At 61.9% G+C, this 12795-nt stretch carries 15 protein-coding genes and 1 tRNA gene; 10 read left to right on the plus strand and 6 right to left on the minus strand.

Annotated elements, in window-relative coordinates; translation table 11 throughout:
• Positions 1-71 precede the first annotated feature (71 nt).
• Complete coding sequence (locus AC07N6_RS20880; protein WP_494782075.1) at positions 72-1229, plus strand: MFS transporter; 1158 nt, start codon at positions 72-74, stop codon at positions 1227-1229.
• Between the two features lie 76 nt (positions 1230-1305).
• On the opposite strand, the gene argE is transcribed toward AC07N6_RS20880, so the two are convergent.
• Positions 1306-2514: an acetylornithine deacetylase gene (gene argE, locus AC07N6_RS20885; protein ID WP_494782076.1), complete on the minus strand. Its 1209-nt coding sequence runs from the start codon at positions 2512-2514 to the stop codon at positions 1306-1308.
• Positions 2515-2983: 469 nt separating this feature from the next.
• Between argE and AC07N6_RS20890 the strand changes: the two genes are divergently transcribed.
• Complete coding sequence (locus tag AC07N6_RS20890; RefSeq protein ID WP_494782077.1) at positions 2984-3919, plus strand: acyltransferase family protein; 936 nt, start codon at positions 2984-2986, stop codon at positions 3917-3919.
• 110 nt (positions 3920-4029) lie between these two features.
• On the opposite strand, the gene AC07N6_RS20895 is transcribed toward AC07N6_RS20890, so the two are convergent.
• From AC07N6_RS20895 to AC07N6_RS20905, 3 genes are all read right to left on the minus strand, one after another.
• Positions 4030-4269, minus strand: a complete 240-nt coding sequence (locus AC07N6_RS20895) for a hypothetical protein (RefSeq protein WP_494782078.1) — start codon at positions 4267-4269, stop codon at positions 4030-4032.
• Between the two features lie 80 nt (positions 4270-4349).
• The gene (locus AC07N6_RS20900) at positions 4350-5396 is read right to left on the minus strand and encodes a glycosyltransferase family 8 protein (RefSeq protein ID WP_494782079.1); all 1047 of its coding nucleotides are present in this window, start codon (positions 5394-5396) and stop codon (positions 4350-4352) included.
• Positions 5397-5783: 387 nt separating this feature from the next.
• Positions 5784-5860: transfer RNA gene (locus AC07N6_RS20905), tRNA-Met, on the minus strand.
• Between the two features lie 193 nt (positions 5861-6053).
• Here AC07N6_RS20905 and AC07N6_RS20910 point away from each other — a divergent pair.
• The 4 genes from AC07N6_RS20910 to AC07N6_RS20925 all read left to right on the plus strand — a co-directional run bounded on the left by AC07N6_RS20910 (position 6054) and on the right by AC07N6_RS20925 (position 9410).
• Complete coding sequence (locus AC07N6_RS20910) at positions 6054-6620, plus strand: NUDIX hydrolase (RefSeq protein WP_494782080.1); 567 nt, start codon at positions 6054-6056, stop codon at positions 6618-6620.
• 18 nt (positions 6621-6638) lie between these two features.
• Positions 6639-7382: a leucyl/phenylalanyl-tRNA--protein transferase gene (gene aat, locus AC07N6_RS20915; protein ID WP_494782081.1), complete on the plus strand. Its 744-nt coding sequence runs from the start codon at positions 6639-6641 to the stop codon at positions 7380-7382.
• Positions 7383-7512: 130 nt separating this feature from the next.
• Positions 7513-8241: an arginyltransferase gene (locus tag AC07N6_RS20920; protein ID WP_494782082.1), complete on the plus strand. Its 729-nt coding sequence runs from the start codon at positions 7513-7515 to the stop codon at positions 8239-8241.
• A 104-nt stretch (positions 8242-8345) separates the two neighbouring features.
• Entirely contained in the window at positions 8346-9410 is a 1065-nt protein-coding gene (locus AC07N6_RS20925; protein WP_494782083.1) for a quinone-dependent dihydroorotate dehydrogenase, read from the plus strand.
• A 77-nt stretch (positions 9411-9487) separates the two neighbouring features.
• Here AC07N6_RS20925 and AC07N6_RS20930 read toward each other — a convergent pair whose 3' ends face one another.
• Positions 9488-9631 (minus strand): hypothetical protein, encoded by a 144-nt coding sequence (locus tag AC07N6_RS20930; protein ID WP_494782084.1) that lies wholly within the window; start codon positions 9629-9631, stop codon positions 9488-9490.
• A 294-nt stretch (positions 9632-9925) separates the two neighbouring features.
• Between AC07N6_RS20930 and AC07N6_RS20935 the strand changes: the two genes are divergently transcribed.
• From AC07N6_RS20935 to AC07N6_RS20950, 4 genes are all read left to right on the plus strand, one after another.
• Entirely contained in the window at positions 9926-10534 is a 609-nt protein-coding gene (locus AC07N6_RS20935) for a gamma-glutamylcyclotransferase (RefSeq protein ID WP_494782085.1), read from the plus strand.
• 57 nt (positions 10535-10591) lie between these two features.
• Complete coding sequence (locus tag AC07N6_RS20940) at positions 10592-11011, plus strand: NAD-GH domain containing protein (RefSeq protein WP_494782086.1); 420 nt, start codon at positions 10592-10594, stop codon at positions 11009-11011.
• A 227-nt stretch (positions 11012-11238) separates the two neighbouring features.
• Positions 11239-11535 carry a hypothetical protein gene (locus tag AC07N6_RS20945; protein ID WP_494782087.1) on the plus strand — a complete coding sequence of 99 codons (297 nt, stop codon included), beginning with the start codon at positions 11239-11241 and terminating at the stop codon, positions 11533-11535.
• A 180-nt stretch (positions 11536-11715) separates the two neighbouring features.
• Entirely contained in the window at positions 11716-11847 is a 132-nt protein-coding gene (locus tag AC07N6_RS20950) for a hypothetical protein (RefSeq protein ID WP_255517051.1), read from the plus strand.
• A 93-nt stretch (positions 11848-11940) separates the two neighbouring features.
• On the opposite strand, the gene AC07N6_RS20955 is transcribed toward AC07N6_RS20950, so the two are convergent.
• Positions 11941-12795 (minus strand): alpha/beta hydrolase, encoded by an 855-nt coding sequence (locus tag AC07N6_RS20955; RefSeq protein ID WP_494782244.1) that lies wholly within the window; start codon positions 12793-12795, stop codon positions 11941-11943.

Consider the following 12795-nt stretch of genomic DNA (forward strand, 5'->3'; position numbering starts at 1 on the left):
CCCGCCAGACGGTAAACTTGCGGCTTCGCGCGGCGATTCCCGCTGCGCTTTCCTTCCTCCCTGGAATCCGTATGAACTGGCCCTTGTTCGCCCTCGCCATCGCCGCCTTCGGCATTGGCACCACTGAATTCGTCATCATGGGCCTGCTGCCCGACGTCGCAAGCGACCTTGGCGTCTCGGCGCCGGCGGCCGGCATGCTGGTGTCCGGCTATGCGCTGGGAGTGGCCGCCGGCGCCCCGATCCTGGCCATCGTGACAGCCAAGTGGCCGCGCAAGCAGGCGCTGGTCGGGCTGATGAGCTTGTTCATCCTTGGCAATATCCTGTGCGCGATCGCGCCCAGCTACGGTTTCCTGATGGTGGCGCGGGTCGTCACGGCGTTCTGCCACGCGGCGTTCTTCGGCATCGGTTCGGTGGTGGCGGCCGAGCTGGTCGCGCCCGACAAGCGCGCCCAGGCGGTGGCGCTGATGTTCACCGGGCTGACGGTGGCCAATATCCTCGGCGTTCCCCTCGGTACGGCGTTCGGCCACGCGGCCGGCTGGCGCTCCACCTTCGGCGCGGTGACCGGCATCGGCGTGCTGGCGGCGATCCTGCTGTGGACCCTGCTGCCGAAAAAGATCGCCATGCAAAGCGGCAACATCTTCCAGGAGTTCCGTTCCATCATGGCCACGCAGGTGCAGCTCTCGCTGCTGACCTCGACGCTGGCCTCGATCAGCATGTTCAGCGTGATCACCTATATCGCCTACATCCTGCTGGACGTGACCGGTTTCACCGTGCAACAGGAAAGCTGGGTGTTGCTGCTGTTCGGCGCCGGCATCACGGTCGGCGGCCTGGTCGGCGGCAAGCTGGCGGACTGGAAACTGATGCCGGTGATGTGCGTGATCTTCCTGTGCATCGCCATCGTGCTGGGCTTGTTCTCCTGGACCAGCCACTACAAGTGGCCGACCTTGGTGACCATGTTCGCCTGGGGCGCATTCGCTTTCGCGGTGGTGCCGGCGGCGCAGGTGCGGGTGCTCGATACCGCGCGCGGCGCCCCCAATCTGGCCTCGACCCTGAACCAGGGCGCGTTCAACCTCGGCAATGCCACCGGCGCCTGGCTGGGCGGCGTGGCGATTTCGATCGGCTTGCCGCTGACCGACTTGCCGCTGATCGGCTCGGCCGTGGCCTTGCTGGGCCTGGCCACCGTGGCGTTGTCGGCATCGCTGGATAAACGTCCCAAGCTGGCCGCCTGAGGCCGGCCAACCGGAATGAAAAAGGCGCTTGCCCTTGAGGGGGCAAGCGCCTTTGCTTTGAGGGCGTTGGTAAAACTCAGGCCGCGCTCAGGTTGGCCGAGGCCAGGTAGTTGTCGAAGAAGCTTTCGCAACGCGCCAACTGCTCCAGCGTGACGAATTCATTGGGCTTGTGGGCCTGGACGATGTCGCCCGGGCCGCAGATCACGGCCGGCATGCCGGCTTCGCCGAACAGGCCGCCTTCGGTGCCGAAGCCGACCTTGCGCGCGCGTTCGTTGCCGAGGATGCGCAGCGCGGCGGCGACGATCGGATCGTCGGCCGCGGTGCTCATGCCGGGGTATGCGGTCAGGGTCTCGAACTCGATGCGGCCCTGGGCGCCGTCAATGGCCATCTGCGGCATGATTTCCTGTTGCGCATACGACTTCACTTCCTCGAACACCTGCTGCGGATCGACGCCCGGCAAGAAGCGGTGTTCGAACACGAACTCGGCCTTGTCGGGAATGATGTTGGGCGCGTTGCCGCCATTGGACAGGGTGGTGACGATGGAGGAATACGGCACATCGAAGTCGTAGTCCCTGGCTTCCGAATCGCGCACGCGCATGGCGATCTCGCGGATCTTCAGCTGCATCATCGCGGCGAAGTCGATGCTGTTGATGCCCAGGTGCGGACACGAAGAGTGCGCCGCATGACCATGCACCGAGCAGCGATAGGAGCGCTTGCCCTTGTGCGCGATCACGGCCTGCATCGAGGTCGGCTCGCCGATGATGACGCCGGTGGGCCGGATGTCGTTGCGCTTCAGGTCGGCCAGCAATTCGCGTACGCCCAGGCAGCCGACTTCCTCATCGTACGAGAACGAGAAATGCAGCGGCGTGTGCAAGCGGCCCTGGTCGAGCGCCGGCAAGCGCGCCAGGCAGACGGCGATGAAGCCCTTCATGTCGCAGGCGCCGCGGCCGAACAGCTTGCCGTCGGCGACGTGGGCGACGAAGGGATCGGTGTCCCAGTTCTGCCCCTTGACCGGCACCACGTCGGTATGGCCGGAAAATACGGTGCCGAATGTGGACTTGCCCTCCGCTGCGCCCGCGATGGTCGCAAACAGGTTGGCTTTGCGCCTTTCGGCATCGTAGGTCAGACGGGTCCTGGCGCCGTGGCGTTCGAGGTAATCGCGAACCCATTCGATCAATCCGAGGTTGGATTCGCGGCTGATGGTGTTGAAACCGATGAGGGTCTTGAGGATGTCCAGCGTTTGCTTCGTCGGCTCCGACGTTGCTGTTTTGAGATGTGCGTTCATGATGATGTTTGCCTGTTCAATTCCGGAATCCTCGCCGCCTGTGACGAAGACAGATTCCGCCAACTCAGCAGCAAGCCCCGTGCCACGACACGGCCGGCGCGGCGCCGGGACTTGCCGGGCCAGATTTCCCTGGCGGCCTGGTGGTCGGCGGTCGGTACCCGTACCGCCTGCTATCGGAAGCGCGGCGCGCATGCGCGATCCGCACGCGCGGTACGCACGATTTACACAACACAAGCGACATTACACCTCATTTCCCGCGGCGACGCTCGGCCCTTCCGAAAAAAGCCTCGCAAACAGCTATGCCATGCGCGCCGGGCAAGCTCGGCAATGGCGCCCCCTTGATTAACAAAAACACACACGAATTGACACACTGCGAAATTATGTAAGGATTTTTAGAACAAATCCGATTTGCTTCCGGTCAATGCTCATGGCACGCGCCATCAATCATGCGAGCAGAGAGGAACCGACCGTGAGAAATGCATCCATCGACGTGCTGAAAGTATCGCTGGCGCTGATGGTAGTGGCGCTGCACTGCTACATCTTCCGCGAGCTCAGCCAGGCCGGCTCCTACTATCTCTACAATGGCTTCCTGCGCGTGGCGGTACCGATGTTCTTCATCCTCAACGGCTATTTCATGCCCAAGACCGGGTCCTTGAAGGACAACGCGCAGTGGTTCAAGCGCGTGCTCCTGCTCTACCTGTTCTGGATGGCGGTATATTCGCCGCTCTATGTGCCGCAGGCGAGCGGCTATGCCTTCCCGCTCAACCTGGCCTATCTCGCCGGCGAAATCGTGTTCGGCCACTGGCACCTGTGGTACCTGTCGGCGCTGATCATGGCGGGAGCGATCGTCATCGGCATCCGCGAACGCGGCAGCCAATTCGCGCTGGGCCTGGCGCTGGCGCTGTATGCGGCGGGCTGCGTGATCCAGTATGTCGCCCACTACGCGTACAACGGCGCCCTGTCCTACGCGCTGTACCGCAATGTGCTGTTCTTCGGGCTGCCTTTCGTCATCATCGGCTACCATTACGATGCCATCGCCGGCTACCTGGAGCGCCACGCCAACGCCATCCTGGCGCTGGGCCTGGGCCTGATGTTCATCGAAATATCGTTGGCCTGGTTCCACGCCGAGAACCGCCGCGGCTTCGACATGTACGCCGGCCTGCTGCTGGTGTGCCCGGCCTTCTTCGCCAAGGTCAGGCAGGCCAGGCCATTCCAGAGCGCGTGGCCGCTCGGCAAGATCTCCTCGGCGCTGTACCTGCTGCATCCGGGGTGCATGGTGATCGGCAGCAAACTGGGCATCCCGGACGGCACGCGCATGTTCATCTTCGCCGTGACGCTGAGCCTGGCGCTGACCTTGCCGTTCCTTTACCTGTCGCGCGGCAAGCGCTTTGGATTTGTCTTGTAGCGGCCATTGCCCGGGCCAAAAACAAAGGCGGGATTCCGTTCAAACCGGAACCCCGCCCTTCTGATCCATGCCATCCGTGCCGATGCCTTGGCGCCGGAGGGCGTGGGCATTCACTTCTCGCGCGAATTGATGTGCAAATCGAATTCCCGCTGCGCCGTTTCCAGATTCTTCAACGCAGTCTGCCAAGGCTCGTAATCGGCCATGGTCAACCAGGGCCCTGCGGGATTCTGCTTCCATTGCTCCAGCTTGGCGACCATCTGCTCATACTCGTTGAGCTGGGTTTCCAGCAAAACCTCGATGTGCGCCTTGAGTTCGTCGGCGCGTTCAATCCACGGATCCGGTGTTTCCATTGATGCCTCCATAAAGATGCGGGCCATGTTAACACGGCATCGGCCGTTTTCACGAAAGCGCCGCCGGCAAGAGTGGACGCTCAGGCGACGCCTAGCGCCATGCCCATCCAGCGTTCGCCACCGACAATGTTCTCCGGGAGGTACACGGCCACCAGCAAGGCTGCTGCAGCCGCCCCCTGCAGCATGAAAGACAGCTTCTTGCGCAGATAGGCGCCATACCAGACCATTGCCTGGACATATTTGCCGTGCCCGCGATGAAAGGTGGCGCATTGATGCATCTGCTTGTAGGTTCTCGGCGCGTCCAACGGAACATCCGCCCAGCCCGAACGCTTTTGGTAGTGCAGGAACATGTCTTGCGCGCAGCCGTGCGACCAGTTGTGCCAGGGTTTCAGCGGGCCGCCAAAATGCAGCATCACGGCGTCGTCCGAAATGCGCAATTTCTGGCGGCATGCGCGCAGGCTGCTCAACAGCGAGAACATCACGTTCCACTTGGGATGCAGCTTCATCACACGATGTTCGGCGACTTTGTTCAGGGCATCCTGGTCGGGATAATCGAGCGCGTATTCGCCGCTGCCGATCAGTTCGATGGCGCGCTCGGTGATGCGCGCCCGGTTCCAGTTGGCGACATCGATCAGCAGCAGGCCGGAATTGAAATAGAAATCCCCTTCCAGCGCCATCGCGCCGATGCGCCGTTGGGCAATGGTAAGAACATCGGCCGCCGCCGCGGCGACGCTTTCGCCGAGATCCAGCGCCGCCAACTCGGCCAGGCTGCCCCGGCACAGGATGTCGGAGTCGACATACAAGACCCGGTCGGTGGTTCCGCTGAGCACACCGGGCATCAGGATGCGGGTGAATATCGCGTTGGAATAGCTTCCGCGAGGATTATGCCGATAACGAGCGAAAACGCCTTCATCGAGCACATGCACATGCATGGGAACGCCGCGCGCCTGCGACATGCGCGCCAGGCGGTCGCGGCTCTGTTCGCTGCAGCCGAAGGTGAATACGTGGAAGACCAGATCGAGGTCGGGATTATTGTCGAGAATGGAAGCGATGCAGACCCCGGCCCCCCGGAAGAAATTCTCATCCACCCCAAATGCGACATGCAATGTCGGGCGCTCGCAGTTCATGATGGCCTCTTTTATTTATCTTATTTATCTATACAGCCCCTCCACCGGGGGCGTCCCCCCAATGGGACGGGCGAATCTTACACTCCAGAGGTGACCTGATTGTTACAGCACAGGAAAAATGCTCGCTTATTTTAAGCCCTGTAATTTCATTAAAACAGGCCATTACGGCATGGATTGGAAAAAGAACTTGTATTTGAAAAGGATGTGATGCCTGAGCGAAAGATTAACGATCGCCCGGACTCATCCCTACTTCCAAGTAGGGAGAAAAAGGGAGAAATGCCGGATGGAAGCCCGGGCTTGGAAAATCGTCGGGAGCGGAGCGGGAGGAATGGCGGCTGGAAACGCAAAAGCCGTTGAATGCATGAACATTCAACGGCTTTTTCGATTTGGTTGCGGGGGCAGGATTTGAACCTACGACCTTCGGGTTATGAGCCCGACGAGCTGCCAGACTGCTCCACCCCGCGTCTGAAGAAAAAGATTATATGACACTTCCAAATGGAATGCAAACATTCTCTGCCATCTTTTTACAGTGATACACTTCTACCCGCACATGCCACTGCCTGCGCGCAACTATGTCAGTGCCGCGGCGCCGGCTGATGGAGTGAGACGCGCATGCATGCCGATAACAACCAAATCAAGCCACGACGATCCTCTTCTATGAAATTCTGCTCCGAATGCGGTCAGCCCGTGTCGCTGCAAATTCCCCAGGACGACACGCGCCAGCGTTTCGTCTGCGGCAGCTGCGGCACGATCCATTACCAGAATCCCAAGATGGTAGTGGGCTCGCTGCCCGTATGGGAACAAGACGGCCAGCTCAAGATATTGCTCTGCAAGCGCGCCATCGAGCCGCGCCTGGGCTACTGGACGCTGCCGGCGGGCTTCATGGAGAACGATGAGACCACCGAGGATGCGGCCGTGCGCGAAACCGAGGAGGAAGCCGGCGCGCGCATCAAGCTGCATGAGCTGTTCTCGCTGGTCAATGTGCCGCATGTGCACCAGGTGCACCTGTTCTACCGCGCCACCCTGCTCGACCTGGATTACCAGGCCGGCATCGAGAGCCTGGAGGTCGCACTGTATACAGAGGAGCAGATTCCCTGGGAAGATATTGCTTTCCCGACGGTGGAATTCACGCTGCGCGCTTTCTTCGCGGATCGGAAGAAGCTGCGTACCGGTGACGGCGGCTTCACGCTGCACACCGAAGACATCCGACGCCGCATGATCTGATCCGCCGAGAGTTCGCGGATGATCGCCTGGCTCAACATCGACACCCCCTTCCCCGACGTCTCGCGCGCGCTCAAAGATCCCGCCGGGCTGCTCGCGGCGGGCGCCGACCTGTCGCCGCCGCGCTTGCTGGAAGCCTACCGCCAGGGCATCTTTCCCTGGTTCTCGGACGGCCAGCCCATACTCTGGTGGAGCACCGATCCGCGCATGGTCCTGCGCCCGTCGCAATTCGTGGTCTCGGACAGCCTCAGGAAAACCCTGCGCCGCATCGAACGCAGCCGCCATGGCGATGGCTTGTGGCAAATCACGTTCGATACGGCCTTCGAAGAAGTCATGCGCGGCTGCGCCGAGCCGCGCCGGCATGAGCAAGGCACCTGGATCTCGCCGGAAATCATCGAAGGCTATACCGGCCTGCACCGGGCCGGCTATGCCCATTCGTCGGAAGTGCGGCTCAATGGCGAACTGGTCGGCGGCGCTTATGGCGTGTCGATCGGAAAGATGTTTTACGGCGAATCGATGTTCGCCCGCGTCAGCGATGCCTCCAAGGTGGCGCTGGCGCACCTGGTGCTGTTCCTGCGCAGCCATGGCGTGGAAATGATCGACTGCCAGCAGGAAACCGCCCACCTGGCTTCGCTCGGGGCCAGCCCCATCGCGCGCGACGATTTCCTGCGCCACTTGCGCGCGGCCATCCGCGAGCCGCAAATTATCCGCTGGCAGCCGCTGAACCTGCTGGAAACCGGCATTCCGTCCGCAGAGCGTCCCTGAGAACCTGTTCCCGGACAGGTCCCAAGCTAGCAAGACATCATCCAAATAGTGTAAATTAGTGCCATGGCTCACTGCCCGGTGGCCGTCGCTCTCCTGCCGCCGGGTTTCCGTACGACAGGACAGGACGCACATGACGCATCTCAAAGACTTGCCGTTCTCCACGCTGCAGTTCTATGCGACCGCGCCCTATCCGTGCAGCTATCTCGACCACCAGCAAGCCCGTTCGCAAGTGGCCACACCCTCCCACCTGATCAATGCGGATGTGTATTCCGAGCTGGTCAAGACCGGGTTTCGCCGCAGCGGCATCTTCACCTACCGCCCTTATTGTGACGGCTGCAACGCCTGCACCCCGGTGCGCATCCGCGCCGCCGAGTTCGTGCGCAACCGCAGCCAGCGCCGCGCCTGGGAGCGCAACCGGCACCTGGTGGCGCTGGTGACGAACCTGACCTACGCGCATGAGCACTACGAACTGTACTTGCGCTACCAGTCGGTGCGCCACGCCGGAGGCGGCATGGACCAGGACAGCCGCGACCAGTACGCGCAGTTCCTCCTGCAAAGCAAGGTCAACACGCGCCTGGTCGAGTTCCGCGAGCCCGACGGCGTGCTGCGCATGGTCAGCATCATCGATGTGCTCAACGACGGCCTGTCGTCGGTCTATACCTTCTTCGATCCGGACATGCCGGGCGCTTCCTTCGGCACCTACAACATCCTGTGGCAGATCGAACAGGCGCGCCAGCTGGACATGCCTTATGTCTATCTCGGCTACTGGATCAAGGAAAGCCCGAAAATGGCCTACAAGACCAACTTCCAGCCGCTGGAAGCGCTGCACAAGGGCGAGTGGGCGCCGCTGGAAGGTTGACGGCAATACCACACCCGGCGCCGCCAAATGGCGGAAACCCTGTTCCGGCAAGTTAAAATAGCGGCACTTTTTTTCACCGCCATCCGCCATCCGCCATTTCCATCGTGTCCGACAAATTCCTCTACGCGCTCGCGCGGCCGCTGCTGTTTTCCCTCGCACCCGAGACCGCCCACCACCTGACGCTGCCGGCGTTGCGTTGCGCCGCGCATTACAGCCTGACCGACCTCATCGCCAAGCCGGCCCGCGACCCGCGCACCGTGATGGGCATTGAATTCCCCAACCCGGTCGGCATGGCCGCCGGGCTGGACAAGGATGGCGCCTACATCGACGGCCTGGCCGCGCTGGGCTTCGGCTTCATCGAAGTCGGCACGGTCACGCCGCGCGCGCAGCCGGGCAACCCGCTGCCGCGCATGTTCCGCCTGCCGGCGGCCGGCGCGGTGATCAACCGCATGGGTTTCAACAACGGCGGCGTCGACGCCTTCGTGGCCAACGTCCAGGCCTCGCGCTTCTACCAGGAAAAACAGGGCGTGCTCGGCCTGAACATCGGCAAGAATGCCGACACGCCGATCGAGCGCGCCGCCGAGGACTACGTGCATTGCCTGGAAAAAGTCTATCCCTACGCCAGTTATGTGACGGTCAACATCTCTTCCCCCAATACCAAGAACCTGCGCCAGTTGCAGGGCGCCTCCGAGCTGGATGCGCTGCTGTCGCAACTGAAGTCGGCGCAGCGCCGCCTGGCCGACCGCCACGGCCGTTATGTGCCGGTAGCCCTGAAGATTGCGCCGGACATGGATGCCGAACAGGTCAAGAACGTGGCCGACGCGCTGCTGCGGCACCAGATCGACGGCGTCATCGGCACCAACACCACCATCACGCGCGACGCCGTCAACGGCATGCCGCACGGCGATGAAGCCGGCGGCCTGTCGGGCAAGCCGGTGTTCGCCTTGTCCAACCATGTGATCCGCGGCCTGAAGGCCGAACTGGGCGACGCCCTGCCGATCATCGGCGTGGGCGGCATTTTCAATGGCGCCGATGCGCGCGCCAAGATCGATGCCGGCGCCTCGCTGGTACAGCTCTATACCGGCCTGATCTACCGGGGTCCGGCGCTGGTGCGCGAATGCGCCGAGGCGCTGCGCGCGCCGGTTGTCACGGCGGCAGCGCATCACTGACCCGCTCCCTACTTTTCCGGCACGAAAAAAAACAGCAGGCGCAAACCTGCTGTTTTGCATTTCGGGACGCGAAGATATCAGTCCTTGGACGCCTCGCGCTTGAGATTGAAAATCCGCCGCGCATTCGCGTCGGATTCGGATTTCTTCTCAAAATCGGTCTTCTCGCAACCGGCCAGCACCACGCCGACCATCAGCGTCAACAGCATGACAACAACACGCATGATATTCCCCTGAAAATTCGGATGAAGCAGTCTCGAATACCTGCCGGGAATCACGCAAACTCTGTGCATCGAGCCCCGGCAGGCGCCATTTTATGCTCAAACAGTCTCTTGCGGATGCCGGCGCCGGCAAATCGCCCGGCTCCAACCTCCCGCCTGGGGTTGGGCCGCGGCGTCTCGGGTGCCGTCCATCAGAATGATGGTGCGGCGTGATGGTGCGATGTGATGGTGCGGCGCCATGGCCGGTTTTATAATGGACAGCTTGGGACGGCCGCGCCGTCCGCCTGCCCCGACACCATGTCCGCCAACACGATCTCCATCAACCAGCAGATGGCCCACTTCGAAGGCCGCGACAGCGTCTGGCTGTTCGGCTACGGCTCCATCATCTTCAAGGCCGATTTCCCCTTCATAGAACGGCGTCCCGCCCACATCCTCGGCTGGGCGCGCCGCTTCTGGCAGGGTTCGCACGACCATCGCGGCACCGTCGAGGCGCCGGGCCGGGTGGTCACGCTGGTGCCGCAAGCCGATGCGATCTGCTCCGGCATGGCCTACCTGATCACCCCAGGCGTCTTCGCCCATCTCGACCACCGCGAAAAGAACGGCTACCTGCGGCTGGTGACGGACATCCACTTTGGCGACACGGAAAAAGCCGAAGGCCTGATCTACATCGCTTCAGAAGAAAACGCCGCCTTCGCCGGCCCCGCCAGCGAGAAGGAAATCGCGCGCCAGATCTTCCGTGCAGCCGGCCCCAGCGGGCGCAACAGCGAATACCTGCTGCTGCTGGCGCAGGCGCTGCGCGAACTGGGCAGCGACGACGCCCATGTCTTCGAGATAGAAAAGCACCTGCTGCAACTGGAACGGGAGGCGGCGGCGCAGCACCAGACCGCAGGCGGCAACCGGGCCTGACGTGCTATCGTTGCCGGCTCCAGCAGAAACACCATCAAAAACACAAGGATGAGGAACATGATCAAAGCGCTCGCAGCATGTGCAACCGTGATCGCCCTGGCGGGGTGCGCGTCTCCGGTCGAACGAACCGCCAGCGGGGACATTCCGCCGTCGCGCGTCTATATCAAAAGCATGACGCAGCAGGAAAGCGGGCTGAACCGGATCGAGTTCACCCGCGACAGCGGCATGCTCAACAATGAAATGCTGGAGCTGGCGATCAACGACGTGGTGCTGGCGCAGATCACCGGCGGCGAACACCTGTCGATCTGGCTCAAGCCGGGCAGTTACGTATTCAGCGTCAAACCGGTCCATACCCTCAACTCGCCCGGCTATACCGACCAGAACAAGATCACGCTGGCGGTGAAGAACGGCGCCGCCTACACCATCCGCATTGCCTCCGATATACGCGGCCTGAAGATGAGCCTGGCCGGGCAATAACTCCCCCTGCGGCCCCAATGCTGGCATGTCGCGCGGATGAAACACCGCGCGACGATGTCTTTTCCCCGGCACATCGCTGCACGCGCGCTTCCTTTACGCCACGGCTTGGCCGCAAGCCATTGATCTCAAAAGGTTTTCAGATATCCGGGGCTGATCCGCACAGGGCCCGGTCCAGTTATTCAAGAAATCGATAACTGATATTGGGATTCAAAATTGGCTGCTTTTCGATGGAACACATATATTGCAACGCAACAGATCAACTTTTTTGCGGAGCTCATCATGAACATCGTTATCGACTTCCTGCCCTACACCCTGCTGATCGGCGCAATGGTCGCCCGCTACCTGATTTCGGTCAAGTAATCAGCTTCCCCGGTTGGCCGGCTCTCCTTGTCCCCAAGGAGATGGGGAGTAAAAACGGCAACTCTGAAAAAGCGGTAATTGTCGCATTGCAATGCGGACAAGCCGCTTTTTTCTTTTTCATCCGCCAATCTGTTTCTCTCCATATCTTGCCTTCTTATCATTGATATTGATAACAAGGTTTCTTTTCCTTCAGGCAATCTTGCTTGCCGTTCCGGCAAGGCTGGCGTCGACCGGAAATGACAAGATGGCATGCCGCCAGGCGCGCGCCGCCTTCCCCTGCATCTTGCAAAAGCCTGACGGGCCATTACACTCGCAGGTTTGCAAACCGGAACGAAAGAATACGCATGATGCGTCTTGCCTCCACTGTCGCTGCCATCACGCTGCTGCTGGCGCTGGGCGGCTGCGCCTGCGCGCCGGGCTTCGTCGGATTCGACAGCCGTTGCGCCTTCAGCAATGTCCCCAGCGGACAGCCCTGAAGCTGATGCATGGGCGTGAAAGCGCCCGAAAGCCTCTTTACATGGGTAATTTCCGGTTAATTTCCGAACCCGTGCCCACCCGTCATCCTTGCTTCACGCATCCCTCGGCAATTGCGCCAGCCATTGGCGCAGATCGTTTTTGACCTGGTTCCGGATTTCCGGCGCCTCATTGAATATCTCGTGGTAGGCCGTGCCGTACCAATGCATGGTCTTGCGGCCGGCCGGCAAGGCATCGAAAAAGTCACGGCTGCCGCGCGCAGCAACAAACGCATCGTCGCCCGCCACCTGCATCAGCACCGGCTGCTCGAACTGGCCGGCCGCGCGCACGGCCTGCTGCATGGCATCCAGCATGAAATTGAGCATGCGCGGCGCGATCTTGCCGTGGTTGAGCGGGTCGCGCCGATAGGCCGCGACTTGTTCGGGATCGTGTGAAATACGGCTGGCAGGCAATGCTGTCGGCAACGAATAGCCCGGCGCCACGCGGCTCGATAGCGCCAGCAACACTTTCTGCCAACCCTGCATATCCAGCGCCAATGCCGGCGATGACAACGCCAGCGCCCGCACCGGGCTGAACCCGCCGGTGGCGAAACGCGCCGCCACCAGGCCGCCCATGCTATGGCCGAACAGGATCGGCATGCACTGCGTGCGGCGCGCAAAGTCGTCGAAGCCGAGCTTGAGGTCTTGCAGCAGATCGTCCGGTCGCGCCAGACTGCCCTGGCGTCCCCCGGAATTGCCGTGGCCGCGATGGTCGCACACGCGCACCGACATCCCGGACTCGTTGAACAACTGCGCCAGCTCCGCATAACGTCCGCCATGCTCCCCCAGCCCGTGCACCATTTGCACCGCCGCCGCCGCGCCGGGCAACAGCCAGTCGCGGCAAAACAGGCGGGTGCCGTCGGCGGCGTCCAACCAATGCTCCTGGGGTAACAACGGCGCTGCCTGTCGCAT

This window comes from Herbaspirillum sp. GW821-FHT09A12, assembly GCF_059418325.1.

Excerpts from the sequence above, each read along its gene's own strand:
- AC07N6_RS20895 (WP_494782078.1), bottom strand. The coding sequence starts at position 4,269 with ATGGAAACACCGGATCCGTGGATTGAACGCGCCGACGAACTCAAGGCG.
- AC07N6_RS20930 (WP_494782084.1), bottom strand. The coding sequence starts at position 9,631 with ATGCGTGTTGTTGTCATGCTGTTGACGCTGATGGTCGGCGTGGTGCTG.
- AC07N6_RS20900 (WP_494782079.1), bottom strand. The coding sequence starts at position 5,396 with ATGAACTGCGAGCGCCCGACATTGCATGTCGCATTTGGGGTGGATGAG.
- aat (WP_494782081.1), top strand. The coding sequence starts at position 6,639 with ATGATCGCCTGGCTCAACATCGACACCCCCTTCCCCGACGTCTCGCGC.
- AC07N6_RS20935 (WP_494782085.1), top strand. The coding sequence starts at position 9,926 with ATGTCCGCCAACACGATCTCCATCAACCAGCAGATGGCCCACTTCGAA.
- AC07N6_RS20910 (WP_494782080.1), top strand. The coding sequence starts at position 6,054 with ATGAAATTCTGCTCCGAATGCGGTCAGCCCGTGTCGCTGCAAATTCCC.
- AC07N6_RS20945 (WP_494782087.1), top strand. The coding sequence starts at position 11,239 with ATGGAACACATATATTGCAACGCAACAGATCAACTTTTTTGCGGAGCT.
- AC07N6_RS20950 (WP_255517051.1), top strand. The coding sequence starts at position 11,716 with ATGATGCGTCTTGCCTCCACTGTCGCTGCCATCACGCTGCTGCTGGCG.
- AC07N6_RS20920 (WP_494782082.1), top strand. The coding sequence starts at position 7,513 with ATGACGCATCTCAAAGACTTGCCGTTCTCCACGCTGCAGTTCTATGCG.
- AC07N6_RS20955 (WP_494782244.1), bottom strand. The coding sequence starts at position 12,795 with ATGCGACAGGCAGCGCCGTTGTTACCCCAGGAGCATTGGTTGGACGCC.
- AC07N6_RS20880 (WP_494782075.1), top strand. The coding sequence starts at position 72 with ATGAACTGGCCCTTGTTCGCCCTCGCCATCGCCGCCTTCGGCATTGGC.
- AC07N6_RS20940 (WP_494782086.1), top strand. The coding sequence starts at position 10,592 with ATGATCAAAGCGCTCGCAGCATGTGCAACCGTGATCGCCCTGGCGGGG.
- argE (WP_494782076.1), bottom strand. The coding sequence starts at position 2,514 with ATGAACGCACATCTCAAAACAGCAACGTCGGAGCCGACGAAGCAAACG.